General features: G+C 63.6%; 13 protein-coding genes and 1 pseudogene. 11 read left to right on the plus strand and 3 right to left on the minus strand.

Features of this window, described 5'->3' with window-relative positions:
* The first annotated feature begins 118 nt into the window (after nucleotides 1–118).
* On the plus strand, nucleotides 119–994 hold the full coding sequence (locus tag AC3WJR_RS08535; RefSeq protein ID WP_492723954.1) for an SDR family oxidoreductase: 876 nt from the start codon (nucleotides 119–121) through the stop codon (nucleotides 992–994).
* Nucleotides 995–1,064: 70 nt separating this feature from the next.
* Here AC3WJR_RS08535 and AC3WJR_RS08540 read toward each other — a convergent pair whose 3' ends face one another.
* Nucleotides 1,065–2,120, minus strand: coding sequence for an alpha/beta hydrolase (locus AC3WJR_RS08540; protein ID WP_492723956.1), 1,056 nt, complete (start codon nucleotides 2,118–2,120; stop codon nucleotides 1,065–1,067).
* A 185-nt stretch (nucleotides 2,121–2,305) separates the two neighbouring features.
* Between AC3WJR_RS08540 and AC3WJR_RS08545 the strand changes: the two genes are divergently transcribed.
* Both AC3WJR_RS08545 and AC3WJR_RS08550 read left to right on the plus strand, forming a co-directional pair.
* Nucleotides 2,306–3,244, plus strand: coding sequence for a VOC family protein (locus AC3WJR_RS08545; RefSeq protein WP_492723958.1), 939 nt, complete (start codon nucleotides 2,306–2,308; stop codon nucleotides 3,242–3,244).
* A 14-nt stretch (nucleotides 3,245–3,258) separates the two neighbouring features.
* Nucleotides 3,259–4,095: a hypothetical protein gene (locus tag AC3WJR_RS08550; RefSeq protein WP_492723960.1), complete on the plus strand. Its 837-nt coding sequence runs from the start codon at nucleotides 3,259–3,261 to the stop codon at nucleotides 4,093–4,095.
* 244 nt (nucleotides 4,096–4,339) lie between these two features.
* Here the strand turns inward: AC3WJR_RS08550 and AC3WJR_RS08555 are convergent.
* Together AC3WJR_RS08555 and AC3WJR_RS08560 are read right to left on the minus strand one after the other, a co-directional pair.
* Nucleotides 4,340–5,112, minus strand: a pseudogene (locus tag AC3WJR_RS08555) (IS3 family transposase); the annotation flags it as partial.
* A gap of 28 nt (nucleotides 5,113–5,140) precedes the next feature.
* Complete coding sequence (locus tag AC3WJR_RS08560; RefSeq protein ID WP_492723962.1) at nucleotides 5,141–5,281, minus strand: hypothetical protein; 141 nt, start codon at nucleotides 5,279–5,281, stop codon at nucleotides 5,141–5,143.
* Between the two features lie 527 nt (nucleotides 5,282–5,808).
* On the opposite strand from AC3WJR_RS08560, the gene AC3WJR_RS08565 reads away from it, so the two are divergent.
* The 8 genes from AC3WJR_RS08565 (at nucleotide 5,809) to AC3WJR_RS08600 (ending at nucleotide 15,500) form a co-directional block, all read left to right on the plus strand.
* Nucleotides 5,809–7,725 (plus strand): polysaccharide biosynthesis/export family protein, encoded by a 1,917-nt coding sequence (locus AC3WJR_RS08565; protein ID WP_492723964.1) that lies wholly within the window; start codon nucleotides 5,809–5,811, stop codon nucleotides 7,723–7,725.
* Nucleotides 7,726–7,801: 76 nt separating this feature from the next.
* Nucleotides 7,802–8,929, plus strand: a complete 1,128-nt coding sequence (locus AC3WJR_RS08570) for a capsule biosynthesis protein (RefSeq protein WP_492723966.1) — start codon at nucleotides 7,802–7,804, stop codon at nucleotides 8,927–8,929.
* A complete protein-coding gene (locus tag AC3WJR_RS08575; RefSeq protein WP_492723968.1) occupies nucleotides 8,913–9,914 on the plus strand; it encodes a glycosyltransferase family 2 protein in 1,002 nt (333 codons plus the stop codon). The genes AC3WJR_RS08570 and AC3WJR_RS08575 overlap by 17 nt, the downstream gene beginning before the upstream one ends.
* Entirely contained in the window at nucleotides 9,911–11,233 is a 1,323-nt protein-coding gene (locus AC3WJR_RS08580) for a hypothetical protein (protein ID WP_492723970.1), read from the plus strand. The genes AC3WJR_RS08575 and AC3WJR_RS08580 overlap by 4 nt, the downstream gene beginning before the upstream one ends.
* The gene (locus tag AC3WJR_RS08585; RefSeq protein WP_492723972.1) at nucleotides 11,230–12,267 is read left to right on the plus strand and encodes an NAD-dependent epimerase/dehydratase family protein; all 1,038 of its coding nucleotides are present in this window, start codon (nucleotides 11,230–11,232) and stop codon (nucleotides 12,265–12,267) included. The genes AC3WJR_RS08580 and AC3WJR_RS08585 overlap by 4 nt, the downstream gene beginning before the upstream one ends.
* Nucleotides 12,264–14,081: a thiamine pyrophosphate-binding protein gene (locus AC3WJR_RS08590; protein ID WP_492723974.1), complete on the plus strand. Its 1,818-nt coding sequence runs from the start codon at nucleotides 12,264–12,266 to the stop codon at nucleotides 14,079–14,081. Before AC3WJR_RS08585 ends, AC3WJR_RS08590 begins: the two co-directional genes overlap by 4 nt.
* 74 nt (nucleotides 14,082–14,155) lie before the next feature.
* Nucleotides 14,156–14,539, plus strand: coding sequence for a GtrA family protein (locus tag AC3WJR_RS08595; RefSeq protein ID WP_492723976.1), 384 nt, complete (start codon nucleotides 14,156–14,158; stop codon nucleotides 14,537–14,539).
* 109 nt (nucleotides 14,540–14,648) lie between these two features.
* A complete protein-coding gene (locus AC3WJR_RS08600; protein WP_492723978.1) occupies nucleotides 14,649–15,500 on the plus strand; it encodes an inositol monophosphatase family protein in 852 nt (283 codons plus the stop codon).
* Nucleotides 15,501–15,524: the final 24 nt, after the last annotated feature.

Genomic DNA, 15,524 nt, shown 5'->3' on the forward strand with positions numbered 1-15,524 from the left:
GACATCGGAGGCCCATTCCTGATCGCACTTTGACGGCTTAATGCGCGCGCGTGCTGGTTGCGCGGGCACGTTATCTCCTGTGAGCCGTTTGCTGCTGACCCTACCAGCAGGAACCGATATGACCGACGATCCGCGCACGAACCAACCAACACGTTTCCCTGATGAGCCGCAGCAGCCACGGCCCGGCTTAACGACCAAGATGCGAACCAAGCCTGACCATGGCGAGAAGAGCTACGTCGGCAAGGGCCTGCTCAAGGGCAAGGTGGCGCTCATAACCGGGGGAGATTCGGGTATCGGCAGGGCAGTTGCGATCGCCTACGCCCGCGAAGGTGCAAACGTCGCCATCTCCTACCTCGCGGAAGAGCAGGTCGACGCCGAAGAGACACGGCATTGGGTAGAGAAGGCAGGACAGCGATGCGTCTTGCTGCCGGGCGATCTGCGCGACCGGGATCACTGCGCGACCCTCGTCGAACGAACGGTCGCGGAACTCGGCGGCATCGATGTCCTCGTCAACAATGCTGCCGCTCAGACGATGAACGAGGGGCTGGATAGCGTCGACGACGACGAGATGCAGGGCGCTTTCGCTGCCAACGTCTTTGCCATGATCCGTTTGGCCAAGGCGGCTGTTCCGCACATGAAGCCGGGCTCGGCGATCATCAACACGACCAGCGAGCAGGCCAAGGTCGCTGGCAAGAACATGATCGTCTATGCCGCGACCAAAGGCGCGATATCGAGCCTGACGGTGGGCCTGTCCAACCTTCTGGTGAGCGACGGCATTCGCGTGAACGCGGTGGCGCCCGGCCCGATCTGGACGCCGATCCAGCCGATCGCCAAATCGCCGGAGGAACTGGAGACCCTCGGGCAGAACACGCCGATCGGACGCGCCGGACAGCCGGGCGAGCTCGCGCCCGCCTATGTGATGCTTGCGGCAGCGGAGGGAAGCTACATGTCTGGCAACGTCGTGGCCGTTACCGGCGGCGTTCCGATTTCCTGAGCCCGATAAACCCGACCTCAGCCGATCGCATACCCGCAATCAGCTGAGGTTGGCTTTGGCGAAACTGTGCTTATTCGATGAAGGCGCGAGGGGCTTGCGCGAAAAACGCGCGTGATCGTGTCACGTGCACGTCATCGCGCCATAGCCATTCGAGCGCGCCCGGCAATGTCAGGGCGATGACGTTACCATCAACATGCGCGGCATTCTCCGCAACGACATAGCGATAGTCGTAGCCCTTGGCCCGCAACGCCGCCGCCATGCGATCGTTTGCCAGAGGCCAGTTGTGATAGGTCGATTCAGGATCCTGCCAGTGCAGATCCTTGCTGCCTACCTCCATCCACATTCGGATTGGCTTGCGCGGGCTGTCTGGGATGAGCCGGGCGTGAAAGTCCCAGGCCCCGCGCGGCGACGCTGGATCGACCGGTGATGCCTGGTTCACGAACGTGCCCGAATAGGACAGCACCTTGCCGTACCATTCGGGGTGGAACCAGGCCATGGCGAATGCCGCGGACGCGCCGGAACTGCCACCCATCGCCGCACGCAGCGCCGGATTGCGGGTAAACCGCACGTCATACAAGGCGGTGACCCGTGGCAGCACCTCGCTCTCGACGAACTCGGCATAGCGGCCCGAGACCGTGTCATATTCGAGCCCGCGCTCGGACCCCTGCGCATCCCCGCCGCCCGATTGGATCATCACGGCAACGATCGGTGGAACGCGACGCGCCGCGATCAGGCTGTCGAGCGCAGCCGTGACGCGCGCGGCATAATCGCGCCCGTCCTGCACCACCAGCAGTGGCGCCTCGGTGCCGTGACGATAACCCGCCGGTATGTAGACAAAGACTTCTCGGCGATAGGATGCAGCTTCGGACGCCTCGTCCGCCGGTGCCGCGATGCGGTTGCCATAAGCGTCGCGCCGCTGGGTGACGGCGTTGTCGCGCTGCCGGATGCCGGGATAGATGCGGCTCTCGCGCGAGTGCATGATGAAGCTGTGCAACGTGCCGTGCGGCATGGCGCGCTGCGCCGCCATTTCGGGCGCATCCAGATAGGGTGGCGCGATGCGAACGGTATCCGGCGCGCTCACGGCTGCGACGAGCAAGACTGACAGAGGCAGGGCCGTGATCCGCATTGGGGTTCCCCTTCATTCGGCAGGTGCCGGGCCATTGACTTGCCGCATCAACATTGAGACGCCAAGCACCTTGACCGGCAGCGCGCCGCGCGCGCGGTGCCGCCGTTCGATGCTCGCCAAACGCGCGGGACCGATCTACACCCATCGATGATAGCGCAAACAGCGCACGGAGAGGGGTGAAGTGCATGACAAGGCGAACCATAGCTCGCAGGAGCGCCGCGCTGGCGGCGCTCGTACTGACGGCGCCGGTCGTAGCGCAAGGCCCTGCCCGTCCGCCGCTGGCCAGCGTGTCGCACATCGCGGTCTACGCGCAGGATCGCGCGAAAAGCGAACGTTTCTACGTCCGTGATCTGGGTGCGGTAAAACTCCCCGACCCCGAACAGCCCTCGGGCGTGCGCTATTATTTTGCACCGCTCCAGTTCGTCGAGGTGCTGCCGCTGCCCCCCGGCGCGCCTTCGATCAACCGCCTGGCGCACGTCGCGTTCAACACCGCCAACGCCGAGGCAATGCGGACATATCTCGCGGCGCAAGGCGTCGCCGTGCCCGAGACGCTGAAGTCGGCCGCCGACGGCAGCCGGTGGTTTTCGGTGACCGACCCCGAAGGAACGGTGGTGCAATTCATGCAACCGCCCGCCCGGCTACCCGCCATACCGCCCAACCCGCTTTCCAGCCACGTGATGCATTTCGGCTTCATCGTGCACGATCGCGTCAAGGAGGATCGGTTCTACAAGGCAGTCCTCGGGCTGCGGCCCTATTGGGAGGGCGGGATGCAGGACGATCATCCCACCTGGATCTCGCTGCAATTGCCCGACGGGCGCGACTGGATCGAATATATGGTCGTGGGGACGCCCGACACTAAAGGCATCCCGCCTGGAATATCGGCCGCCAACCTCGGCGTGCTCAATCATTTCGCGCTTGGTATACCCGACACGCGCGCGGCCTATACGTTGCTGTGGAACGGCGACCGCCTGCAGGGGCAGGATCAGACGCCCAAGATCGGACGCGATGCCAAATGGCAGCTCAACCTGCTCGACCCCGACGGGACGCGTGCCGAGCTGATGGAGTTCCACGCGATCGGCAAACCCTGCTGCTCCCCCTTCCGCGCCCCCGATCCGCAACGATAAGCGGAGGAAAGCTCATGCAGAAACCGATCCCGTGGATCGCCGCAGCAACGATAACGATCCTGTCCCCGGCTTCGCTGGCGCAGGTGTCGCAGGAGGTTCCCGGGACCTCCGCCGCCAATAGCCCGCCTGGCGCACCGCTCGCTCCGGACTGGGCCTATCCGCAGTCGACTCAGCATAACCAGGTTGGACCGCCACCCGGCTTCCACCGCGATACCCGCGTGGAGAACACCCCGATTGGCGTGTTCGAAGGACAGGCCGACGTCGGGGGTGCGCTCGTGCCCGGCAGCGCGTCGTTGGCCGGCGGGACCTATACGATCCACGCGGCGGGCTATAACGTCTGGTACACCCGCGACGAGTTCCGTTTCCTGTTCAAACGGATGCGTGGCGATGTTTCGCTCGCGGCAGACCTGGCCTATCCTGACGGCGGCTTCGGTGACCACAAGGCGCTGCTGATTATCCGCCAATCGCTCGACGACGATGCCAAGGAAGCGTTGGTAGCGCTGCATGGCGACGGCATGATCCACCTCGCGCAGCGTCCCGCCCCGGGGCGGCGGATCAGCGACATGGAATATCGCGTCGGCAGTCGCGGCGGCCTGCCTGGCGGCAAGTCGCCCGACAGTCTGGTCACGCTCAAAGCGAAGCGCATCGGCATCGAGAAGAAAGGTGACCAGTTCACGCTGTGGGTGAGCGAGCAAGGCGAGCCGATGCACCAGTTCGGCGCACCCATTACGCTTAAGCTGACCGCTCCGTTTTATGTCGGGATCGGCTTCACCTCGCATCTGCCCGGCGTGGCCGAGACCGCCACCGTTTCCAAGCTCGTGCTCGAGAACCGTGCTGGCCGGGTGCGCTGACGTATCGGGCTCTGCGTCTTGTGTTCGGCGCGTGCGAGCTTGGTCAGGATGTTAGCATTGCCGCTGCCGGCATATCTCGTGCTCGTCGGCTGCCTGACGTCTCGCTACGGGCGCAGCGGCCCCCTTGCCAGCGCGGTTGCATCATAGCGAGCTTTGTCGGCTGAACAGGCTCCGTCGGGTGATGAGCGGCACAGCAGATCAGGCGGAAGGCGCGACCAAAGACCGCCAGTCTTTCCCCACGCCCTGCGGCCAAGTAGAGCCACCCTTCGCCGGTCGCGATATACTTAATGTCGGCAAGCCAGAGCCAGATCCGGTTCGGCGCGCTCGCCAGAAAGCTCTGCGCCAGCAGGTTCGGCGCGACCGGCAGATAATGACGACTGTCGATTGTGCAGGGTCGGAACCGGCACCCAGCCAGCGCGCGGATACGATGTCGGCGCATTGGCCGCTCGACCCGACCACGGCTACATCGATGGCCTTCCGCCCGCAGGGCGGCATGCAACCTCGGCGATCCGTATCGACCCTGATGCCGCTCTTGGAGCCGACGCATGTCGCGGAGTAATGCCCGGTTCGCTGTTGTACGCGCGCTCGGTGCCTGGTCGCGCCAATCGTCATAGACGCTGCGGAACATGCCGAGCATGCGGAACATGACACTCACCGGCCAGGCGGACGCATGCTGCTCGATAAAGGCGAACTCCATCGTGGCATCTCCGCAAAGATGCCGACGCTTTTTTTTAATATATCGCGCTCCATCTGCGCCCGCTCAAACTCGCGGCGCAACCGCGCAATCTCCGACGCCAGATCCGCGGGCAACGCCATCGTCGAGACTGGCGGCTTCGCCGCCGGGCTCGCGACCGGCACGCTGCTCTCCTCAAGCTTGCGCTGCCAGCGACGCAGCATCGTCGGCATGATCCACAACTCAGCTGTTACTTTGCTCTGCAGGCTACCGCTCGTCTCCCACAGCACCACCGCCTCGTTCTTGAACTCGTCCGGGAACCGCCGCTTCGTCGTATTTGCCATCATACACCTCCAAGCTCCGCAGAGCCTATCATCGGCGTCCGTCAAATCGCGGGAAGATCACTTGGCTCAGATAGGCAACATCGGACGCAGCGAGGCCGAGCGCCTTGGCACCGCTCTGCGGCACGATGTACGCGGAGTCACCCGAGAGGAACAGCTGACCGTAACGCATTGTCTCGAACATATCGGAGCGCAGCGGTGCGATCGACATTTTCGAACGCAGGGCCGCGCGTCACCGGCCCGGCGGCGAGCGGCGCAAAGCGGTCCTCGCTTGAACTGCGGTTTCTGGCGACAAAGGCTGTTCTTGCCAGCGTGTCACGCCCAGGCGGAGCATAATCGTCGAGGAAGAGCGCGATTGAGTGAACACCGACGAAGCGACCAAAACGACCGACAGTGTGGAGAAGACACGGTCAATGCGACTTTGGTCAGTTCTGAAGGCCGTAGATTCTCATCTTCGATTTTATCGAAGACAATCAACACGATGAGGTGGTTTTGTATTAAGGAGGAAAGACCTACGCCAGGAGTTATCCCGTACATAACGATTAAATCATTGTAATCTTCGGTCACGGTCATGACAACAATCGGTCTCTTCCCATCATTCGAAAGACAACAATTCGTTTATGCTTTCAATGTTGACACATGGGCGGTTCCCATGTGACCGGGTTCTCGATCATTCGTACCAATAACAAGAGAAATTCAGTGGCAATAAGTAAGGAGCGGGTAGCGACCGCGTGGCGTTGGCAGGCATTGCTTGCCGCGGCAGCGATACCGCTCGCACCGGTCGGCGCGCAGAGTCTCGGCGTATCTGCGACCAACCAGACGGGCACAGCGTCGGACAGCGCCGCGAGCGCGGCGACAATCCAGACGCAAACGCTGCAAAGCCAGCGTCCGTATCGACCGGAAGACTCCAGATATCGTTCCGACGAAATCCGCGTGAGCGGCCAACGCACCTCCGATGAGGGCGATGCCGAGCAGAGCGCTAGCGAGACGCGCAATCGGACGAACGCGCGCCTTGCTGTGCCAAACGAGTTCGAGACCTTCGCCTCGGAAGTCGCCGACAAGCCGATCCGCCGCTTCGGCGCAAATCTGCTGGTCCCGAGCGCGCGCGATTTCACAGCACCGCCCAACACCACCGTTCCCGAGGATTACAAGATCAACGCGGGTGATCGCTTGGTGATCGGCCTGACCGGCTCGGCCGAGGCGGATAATCTGCCGGTCACGGTCGATTCCGAAGGCCGCATCTTCATTCCGCGCGTCGGCGCTGTGCGGGTCGGCGGTCTTCGCTACGGGGATCTGCAATCGGCCATTTCGGCGCAAGTGTCGCGCGTCTATCGCAACTTCCGCCTGTCGGTGTCGATCGAGCGGCTCCACGGCATTACGGTATACGTGACGGGCTTTTCAACGACGCCGGGGTCGTACACGATCAGCAGCCTCTCGACGCTGGTCAATGCCGTGCTCGCTGCGGGGGGACCATCGGCCGGCGGCAGTTTTCGCTCGATCCAGCTGCGCCGTAACGGGCGACTGATCTCGGACTTCGACCTGTATGATTTTCTGCTGAAGGGCGACAAATCGGCGGATGCGGTGCTGCAGAATGGCGACGTCATCTACATCGCGCCGGTCGGCGCGCAGGTCGCCGCGATCGGCAGCGTCAATAACGAAGCGATTTTCGAGGCGCGGCCAAGCGATACGCTGACCACCGTGCTGTTGTATGCAGGCGGGGTCAATACGGTGGGAGACACCGGGCGACTGCTCGCGCTCGATCCGCTTGATCTGAAGGCCGCGTGGCGGCAACTCACGCCGACCGAAGCAAATTCGCAGATCGCCAGCCGCGCGCTGATCCTCCGCGTCCTGTCCGATCTCGGGATCGCGCGCCCGGTCGCCACTCAGAACGTCTTGGTGACGCTGGGCGGTGAGGTCGCTCGGCCTGGCCGCTACTTCGTCCCCGCCGGCACACCCTTGTCGGCAGCGATCGCGCAGGCGGGTGGCTTGACGCCGAATGCCTACGCCTTCGCCGCCGAGTTCAAGCGCGAGGCGCTGCGACAACAACAGCGGCAGAGCTACGATCGCGTCATGCAGGATGTCGAATTCCTGCTGTCGGCAACCCCGCTCACCTCGGCCCTGGCCACCAACAGCGAGCTCGACCGAACCAGCCAGCTGAGGGCGCTCATCCATCAACTCGGCACGCAGCGGCCGGACGGACGGCTGGTGCTCGATGTCGATCCGGAAACGACGACGCTGCCTGCTGGGTTGGTGCTGCAGAACAACGATGCAGTGTACATTCCTGCGCGACCGGTGGCGGTCGGTGTGTTCGGGTCCGTCGCCAGCCCAGCATCCTTCCAGTTCCGCAATGGTTCCACCGTCGGCGACTATGTTGCGCAGGCGGGCGGCGTGCAGAAGTTCGGTGACCGCGGTCATATCTTTGTGATTCACGCGAACGGATCTTCGGTCGGGTCCGGGCACCATAAAGGAGGCGGCAAGGTTCTGAACCAGCGCGTCCTGCCCGGCGACCTGATCTACGTCCCGATCAACCCGGCGCGTGGCGAATTCTGGCGTAAATTGAGCGCCCTTACCTCGGGTCTCGTCGGCCTGGCGCCGCTCGCGTTGCTAGCGAAATGAGATCGCCTTTGTCGCTTCGTGGCGCTCAGTGCGACAGGTGCTGTCGCTTCATCGCTCCGATCATGGCGATGTCGCAGTGACGCGCGTGCATAACGCCACACTTTGGGTGCAGCGCGCGCGCAATCGTCGCCTGGCCTATCTTGCGCTGGCGCTTGTACTGGCGATCCTGTGCGTCGTCCCGCGCCCGTGGGTAGCCCGCGCGAAGTTGCTCCCGCAGGATTCGAGCAGCGCAGGCCTTGGCCAGATCCTCAATTCGTTGGGGGGACAATTGTCGAGCTTCGCCAGCCTCCTGAGCGGCGGACGTCCGCCGAATGACCTGTATCTCGTCATCGGGCGTAGCGCCCCCGTGACCACCGACGTTGTGAAGGCGTTGAACCTGGTCGGACCGGATCGCCGCTATGCGAGTGAATCCGCCGCGCGCATCGCGCTCGGCAACAAGGTCGACGTGCACTTGCTGCTGGGCGGTGTGGTCGAGATCCAGGCCCGCACGCGCGACCCGGAAGAGGCGCTGCAGCTCACGACAGCCTATCAGAACGCGATCAGCAGCCGCATTGCCGCACTCGGTCGCGAAACCATGAAGCGCAAGGCGCAGATCGTCCGCGATCGTTTCAAGGATGCGTCGGAACGGGTAGCCCAGTCCGAGCGCACGCTCGACGCATTCCGCCGCGCAAACCGCCTTGCCGCACCCGAGCAGCAGCTTGGCAGCGAGATCATGCGGACGGCGAACCTGCAAGCGCAGATCCAGGCCAAGCAGGTCGAGGTGCAAAGTCTAGCACAAGTCGCCGGGCCCGAAAATGTCCAGTTGCAGACCGCGCGGACGCAACTTGCTGCCCTGCAGGGCCAACTGTCCGCGACGAACAAGCCAAGCCTGGACGCGGGCGGCCCGAACGTGTCGGGTCTGTCGCAACTGCAGAGCCGGTATCTCAACCTGTACCGCGACTACCGTTTCGCGCAGGGGCTGTACGACGTGTACGCGCGCGCTTCCGAGCAGTCGGCGGTCGAGAATATCGTGGCCGAGAGCGCGACCTATATCCAGGTGATCGAGCCAGCCAACCTCGACGCGGAACGGCATTACAACATCCCGGCGGTCGGCCTGCTGGTGACGCTGGTCCTGCTGGCGCTGTTCACCGAACTGTATGTGCCCGCGACCGGGCTGCGATGGAACGATGTGCTCGGCAGGAGCGATGATGACACGCGCAAGTGAACGGCCGGAAATCTCCGTCGTCATCCCCTGTTATAACGAAGAGGAAAATGTTCGGCAGATCCACGCCGCGGTGAAAGCCGAGCTGGAGACGCACGCCCGCAGTTACGAAATCCTCTTCATCGACAATGCGTCGACCGATCGCACGCGCCCGATGATGCGCGAGATCGTCGCTGCGGACCCGACCACGCGCGTCATCTTCAACAACCGCAATTACGGGCAGATGCGGTCGCCTACCTACGCCATCTATCAGGCGGAGGGATCCGCCGTGATCGCGATGTGCGCCGATTTCCAGGATCCGCCGGCCTTGATCGGCCCCTTGATCGCGCAGTGGCGCGCCGGTGCCGAGGTCGTGCTCGGCCAGCGCCGCAGCGAGCGCGCGTCGTTTGGAACGCGGCTCAGCCGGAGCCTGGGTTATACCTTGCTCGGCCGTTTCGCCGACTATCCGGTCATCCCGGGCGCGACCGGGTTCGGTCTCTTCAGCCGCGCCTGCGTCGATACGCTGGCATCTTGGAACGAGCCGGAGCCCTTCTTTCGTGGCATGGTGGTGGAAAGCGGCTTCCGTCTGGCGGTGATCCCGTTCGATCGACCCGAACGGGCCGCGGGTGTCACCAAGAACAACTGGCGCACGCTATTTGATTTTGCGGTGTCCGGGCTGGCGGGTTCGTCGAAGGCGCTGCTCCGCGCGCCGTTGATTTTGTCGGTCTATGTCGGAGCGCTCGCTGCGCTATTGCTGCTTGCGACCCCAATCTCTGCGCTCCTGGGGGGCGGCGTTACCGGCCTGCTGCTGCTGCTCGGCGTTCAGACCGGCATGTTCAGCGTCCTGCTGCTGATCCTCGGCCTGATCGGCGAACAGGTCCGCGCGATTGCCGAGCGGACGCGCAACGTGCCGATGGTGATCGAGGACGAGCGTTTGGGCTTCCCGCCCGGGCGGGAGCGACCGTCGTCGCGTACCTTCGTCAAGCCAATCACGACAGACACGCTATGAGGATCGAGCGCACTCCGGGCGAATCGCGCCGCCGCATTCCTGAAATGGGCCTCACCCTGCTCGTGGTCGCCGGATTGGTGCACCTGGCCGTTCGCTTCACCTATGACGGGTTTCTGCCGCCGCCCTTCATCTTCGATACTAACGACACCTTTATGGACTGGTTCAACACCGCGTTCTGGGCGCACAATCCTGGCGCGTTCGATAATTGGCGCACGGTCTACCCGCCGCTTTCTTTCGTATTCCTGCGAATTTTCGGCATGCCGGGTTGCTATGACGCCAGCAGTTTTGTGGGGCGCGATTGCGATTGGGTCGGCGTGACGGCAATTCTCTGCTGGTACGTGCTCGGCTCGGCGCTCGCGGCTCTTGCCTTCTGGCGTGCGGACGCGCGCACCGCGCCGTTCCGTAGCGTGTGTTTCATTTTCGGCCTTCCCTGGTTGTTCACCCTGGAACGCGGCAATCTGATCTTGCCGTGCTTCGTGTTCTTTACGCTCGCCCACGGCAACATCGTACGGTCGCCGGTGATCCGGGCCTTGGCAGCGGCGGTGACGATCAACTTCAAGCCGTACCTCGTTGTCCCGACCATGGCTTGGGCGTTGAAGCGACAGTGGCGCGTGCTGGAGTTGGCCGGCTTACTCACCCTGTTCGTCTATCTCGTCACGTTTGCCGCGTTTGGCGACGGCACGCCGATGCAATTATACGCCAATACCGTGAACTGGGCGCAGTACGTCAGCGGTTATGTCTACGAGTTCCTCTTCTACTCCACCAGCTACGCGCCCGCCCTGGATCTCGACAGTTACAAATTTCCGACCCGCGACTTCGTAGGGTCGAAATTCCTGGAACAGCTGGTTTTCTGGATACCGGTCGTCCTGCATATGAGTCAGGCGCTGGCGCTGCTGGTGTTTGCCGGCGCCTGGCTTCAACCGCGCGCGTTACCCACGTCGCGCGTCGCGCTGCTGGTTCTCACGATCTACCTGATGAACCAGAATCCCGGCGGGTATACAGAATCCTTCGTGGTGTTCCTGCTGTTCCTGGAACGCTGGGAGCGCGCTGGTCCCATGATTGCCATCACCATGGGGTATCTGTTGTGTGTCTCCTACGACTATGGCCTCGGTAATTTTGCGATCCTGTACAACACGTCCTGGCTTGGCAGTCAGCCGGTTACGACGCCTGTCGGCATGGCGGCCGGCATGTTCCTTCGTCCGGGGTTCCTCGTCATCCTGTTCTGGGGGCTTGCGCTCGACAGTCTGTTGCTGATCGCCCGCGCGCATCGCGAACAACGCCCGACCCTCGCCGTCGCTCCGATGCCGGTGCCCGCATGACCTGGGCGCTCGACGACGACCTCGCCGCGATCGGCTCCGCCCTGGCGGACGATTGGTCGCAACTCCGCGGCAAGCAGCTCTACATCACCGGCGGCACCGGTTTCATCGGCCGCTGGATGCTCGAGGCGTTGCGCGCGGCGGATCTGCGCTACGGCGTCGGCGTCGATGTCACGGTGCTGACGCGCAACCCAGCCGCCTTCGCCACCAAGGCGCCGCACCTTACCAGCCATCCCGGCTTCCGTTTCGTCGCCGGCGATATCCTGACGCTCGAACCCGACGGTCAGCGCTACACGCATGTCCTCCACGCCGCGACCGAGGCGAGCGCGGACGTCAACATCAACCGGCCGATGCAGATGTTCGACACGGTCGTCGACGGAACGCGGCGCGCACTCGATTTTGCGGTCGCGGCGGGGGCGGAGCGGTTCTTCTTCCTGAGTTCGGGTGCGGTCTACGGCGCGCAGCCCGCTGCGATGACCCATGTCGGCGAGGACTGGCTGGGCGGCCCCGATCCGCGCGATGCGCGCAACACCTATGCCGAAGCCAAGCGCGCCGCCGAACTACTCTGCGCGATCTACCGCAAGAGCCACGGGCTCGACACGATCGTTGCTCGGATCTTTGCGCTGCTCGGGCCTTTGCTGGGCCTCGACATCCATTTCGCCGCGGGCAATTTCATCCGCGACGCGATGGCGGGACGAACCGTGCGCGTCGAGGGCGCGGGAACGGCGGTGCGATCGTATCTCTACGCGGCCGATCTCACGACCTGGCTGTGGGCAATGCTGCTGCGCGCCGAACCCGGGGCGACGTACAATGTCGGCTCGGAAGAAGCGGTTTCGATCGCCGAGCTGGCGGCGCGCACGGCGGCGCTGCTGGGGGATGCGGGGCATGAAGTGCTGGGCAAGCCGGATCCCGGGTGGAACCCCGGCCGCTACGTCCCCTCGACCGCGCTGATCCAGCGCGAACTTGGTGTCGCGGCAACAATCGGACTTGATGAAGCAATTCGCCGAACGGCGGCCTGGAACGGGTGGACGAGATGACCAAGATGAAGCTGTCGAACTGGCTTGCCGAGCAACTCGTGGCGCACGGGGTGCGCGACGTGTTCATGCTGACCGGCGGTGGGGCGATGCACCTCAACCATTCGATCGGCACGCATCCCGATCTCACCACGACCTTCTGCCATCACGAACAGGCGCTGGCGATGGCGGGCGAAGCTTATTACCGGCTCACCAACCGGCTGGCGGTGGTCAACGTCACCTCGGGCCCGGGCGGCACGAACACGATCACGGGCGTCTACGGCGCGTTCGTCGATTCGGTCGGGATGCTCGTCATCTCGGGCCAGGTGAAGATCGAGACGACGGTCCGCCACACCGGTTTGCCGCTGCGCCAATATGGCGACCAAGAGCTCGACATCGAGCCGATCGTCACGCCGATCACCAAATATGTGACGATGGTCACCGACCCGCGCTCGATCCGCTATCATCTCGAAAAGGCGATCCATCTCGCAACGACCGGACGCCCCGGCCCGGTATGGCTCGACATCCCGCTCGACGTCCAGGCGGCGCAGATCGACCCCGACGACCTCCTCCCCGGCTTCGACCCCGCCGAACTGGACGAACCCTGGACCAGGACCGACCTCACCGCCGCGGCCGCCGCGATCCTTGATCGGCTGGCCAGCGCCAAGCGACCGGTGGTGTTCGCCGGCGGCGGCGTCCGCCTGTCGGGGGCGCATGCCGACTTCATCACGCTGGTCGAGAAGCTCGGCGTGCCGGTCGTGACCGGCTGGAACGCGCACGACGTGATCTGGAACGACCATCCGCTGTATTGCGGTCGTCCCGGCACGATCGGCGATCGCCCGGGCAACATGGTGACGCAGAGCGCCGACTTGCTGATCGTGCTCGGCAGCCGGCTCAACATCCGCCAGGTCAGCTACAATTGGGCGAGCTTCGCGCGCGAGGCGTACAAGATCTGGGTCGATATCGACCCGATCGAGCTGCAGAAGCCCAACGTCAGGCCCGACATGCCCGTCGTCGCGGACTTGAAGGACCTCATCCCCGCGCTGCTCGACCAGCCCTATGCGGGCCCCACGGTCGAGCAGCGCGAGTGGCTCGAATGGGGCAAGGAGCGCGGCCGCCGCTTCCCGGTGGTGCTGCCCGAATATGAGAATAGCAAGGTGTGCCACCCCTATGTGACGATGCAGAAGCTGTTCGCGCAGCTCGCGGAGGACGATATCGTCGTCACGGGCAACGGCAGCGCGTGCGTGGTCAGCTTCCAGACCGCGGACCTCAAGAAGGGCCAGCGGCTGTGGACCAATTCGGGCTGCGCGACGATGGGCTACGAGCTGCCGGCCGCGATCGGCGTGGCTGCCGCAACTGGACGCCACAAGCGCGTGATCTGCATTGCAGGGGACGGCAGCATCATGATGAACCTGCAGGAGATGCAGACGATCGCGGGCTACGGCCTGCCGGTGAAGGTGTTCCTGCTTAACAACAACGGCTATGTCTCGATCTTCCAGACGCACCGCAACTTCTTCAACGGCGTCGAAGTCGGCGGCGGGCCCAAGAGCAACGTCACCTTCCCCGACTTCAGCAAGCTCGCGACTGCGTTCGGCTTCAACTATGCGCGCGCCAGCCGCCACGACGATCTGGAAGACGCGATCCGCGAGACGCTCGCGGCGGACGGTCCGTCGATCTGCGAAGTGCTGATCGACGAGAACGTGGCCTTCGCGCCGAAGCTTGGTGCGAAACAGCATCCCGATGGCCGCATCACCTCGCCGGCGCTCGAGGATCTGTCGCCGTTCCTCGACCGTGCGGTGCTGCGCGAGAATATGCGCATCGCGCTGATCGAGGAGTAAGGGCCGCCATGCAACGCATCGTGGACGCCGCGTCGTCCCTCGTCGCCCGCGGTGGGAAGCCGTTACGGTTTCTCATGGTTGGGGGACTTAACACCGCGCTCGGGCTGACGTTTTATCCAGTGTTGCTATGGTCGGTGCCGTGGCTGCGGATCCACTACATGGTCGCGCTGCTGATCGCGCAAGTGGTCGCGACGCTGTTCGCCTTTATGACCTACAAGCTGCTGGTTTTCCAGACGCAAGGGCGGACCGGCCGCGAGCTGGTCCGCTTCCTCGCTTTCTATCTGGCGAACTATGCGGTGAACTGGGCGGCGCTGCCGTTGCTGGTCGAGGTCGCGCATCTGCCACCGATCATCGCGCAACTCGGCTTCGCCGTCACGCTCGCGGTACTCAGCTGGTTCTGGCACAACCGCGTCACCTTCGGCGCGCAAGAGCCGCCTTCGGTCGTTCCGGACTCATGACAAGGTTGAAGGCTCGGCTGTTCCAGTCGTGAAAGTGATTGCGACCTGATCGCGAAAGAGCAAGGACGTTCGGCGGCCTGGTCTGGATCAAACTCATCATGGAGTTATTGTGCATCACCACCACAATTTAGTAAGTGCCTTGCTCCGGCAAGTAGCCGCGGAAATCGTCTTGCCACGGTTTCTCAATCTACGCGCCGATGAAATCGTGGAAAAGTCACCGGGTGAGATCGTAACCATAGCTGATCGCGAAGCCGAAATTCGGCTATCCGAAGGGCTGAACGTCATCGACGGTGATGCGCGGATCGTGGGCGAAGAAGCCTGTTCGGCAGACCCCACGCTGCAAGCCGATCTCGATCGTGGACGGTGCTGGATCATTGATCCGATCGACGGCACCGCGAACTTTGCGGCTGGTCGGCAGCCCTTTGGCATCATGATTGCGCTAGTCGAAGATGGGGTGGCTCAAGCAGGCTGGCTGTTCGATCCGGTAACCAACCGGATGTGCCACGCGAGTCGTGGCGGGGGCGCGTTCATCAATGATGTGGCGATCACGGCGAAGCCCAGCAATGCAGAATTTCCGATCGTATCTATCGCGTCGCAATTCATGACCGAGGAAGGGCGCGCCGCGGTTCACGCCCGGGCGGAGCGCGCGTTTGAGGTGGTCCCGATCCCGCGGTGCGCGGCCGAGCACTATCCGCGGATCTGTCTGGGCCAGAATGATCTGGCGATGTTTCAGCGAACGCTGCCATGGGATCATATTCCGGGCGCGTTGTTCCTGATGGAGGCTGGGGGCCATGTCGCACGCTGGGACGGGACGCCTTATTGCGTGGGCGATGACGGAACGGGGATCTTGGCGGCTGCGACGCCTGCTTTGTGGGATCTCGGCGCAGAAGTTCTACTCGGCCAGCCAACCTTGCCCAAAACGCTTCGATCGCAAGCGGGATCGTCAGCGCGCTGGAGATAACGTTGGTCAGACGTGCGCGAGCGT

The organism is Sphingomonas sp. FW306-05-A (assembly GCF_058782275.1).

Bases quoted from the DNA above. Each gene is read 5' to 3' on its own strand.
- AC3WJR_RS08535 (WP_492723954.1), top strand. From the start codon at position 119: ATGACCGACGATCCGCGCACGAACCAACCAACACGTTTCCCTGATGAG.
- AC3WJR_RS08540 (WP_492723956.1), bottom strand. From the start codon at position 2,120: ATGCGGATCACGGCCCTGCCTCTGTCAGTCTTGCTCGTCGCAGCCGTG.
- AC3WJR_RS08545 (WP_492723958.1), top strand. From the start codon at position 2,306: ATGACAAGGCGAACCATAGCTCGCAGGAGCGCCGCGCTGGCGGCGCTC.
- AC3WJR_RS08550 (WP_492723960.1), top strand. From the start codon at position 3,259: ATGCAGAAACCGATCCCGTGGATCGCCGCAGCAACGATAACGATCCTG.
- AC3WJR_RS08560 (WP_492723962.1), bottom strand. From the start codon at position 5,281: ATGCGTTACGGTCAGCTGTTCCTCTCGGGTGACTCCGCGTACATCGTG.
- AC3WJR_RS08575 (WP_492723968.1), top strand. From the start codon at position 8,913: ATGACACGCGCAAGTGAACGGCCGGAAATCTCCGTCGTCATCCCCTGT.
- AC3WJR_RS08580 (WP_492723970.1), top strand. From the start codon at position 9,911: ATGAGGATCGAGCGCACTCCGGGCGAATCGCGCCGCCGCATTCCTGAA.
- AC3WJR_RS08585 (WP_492723972.1), top strand. From the start codon at position 11,230: ATGACCTGGGCGCTCGACGACGACCTCGCCGCGATCGGCTCCGCCCTG.
- AC3WJR_RS08590 (WP_492723974.1), top strand. From the start codon at position 12,264: ATGACCAAGATGAAGCTGTCGAACTGGCTTGCCGAGCAACTCGTGGCG.
- AC3WJR_RS08595 (WP_492723976.1), top strand. From the start codon at position 14,156: ATGGTTGGGGGACTTAACACCGCGCTCGGGCTGACGTTTTATCCAGTG.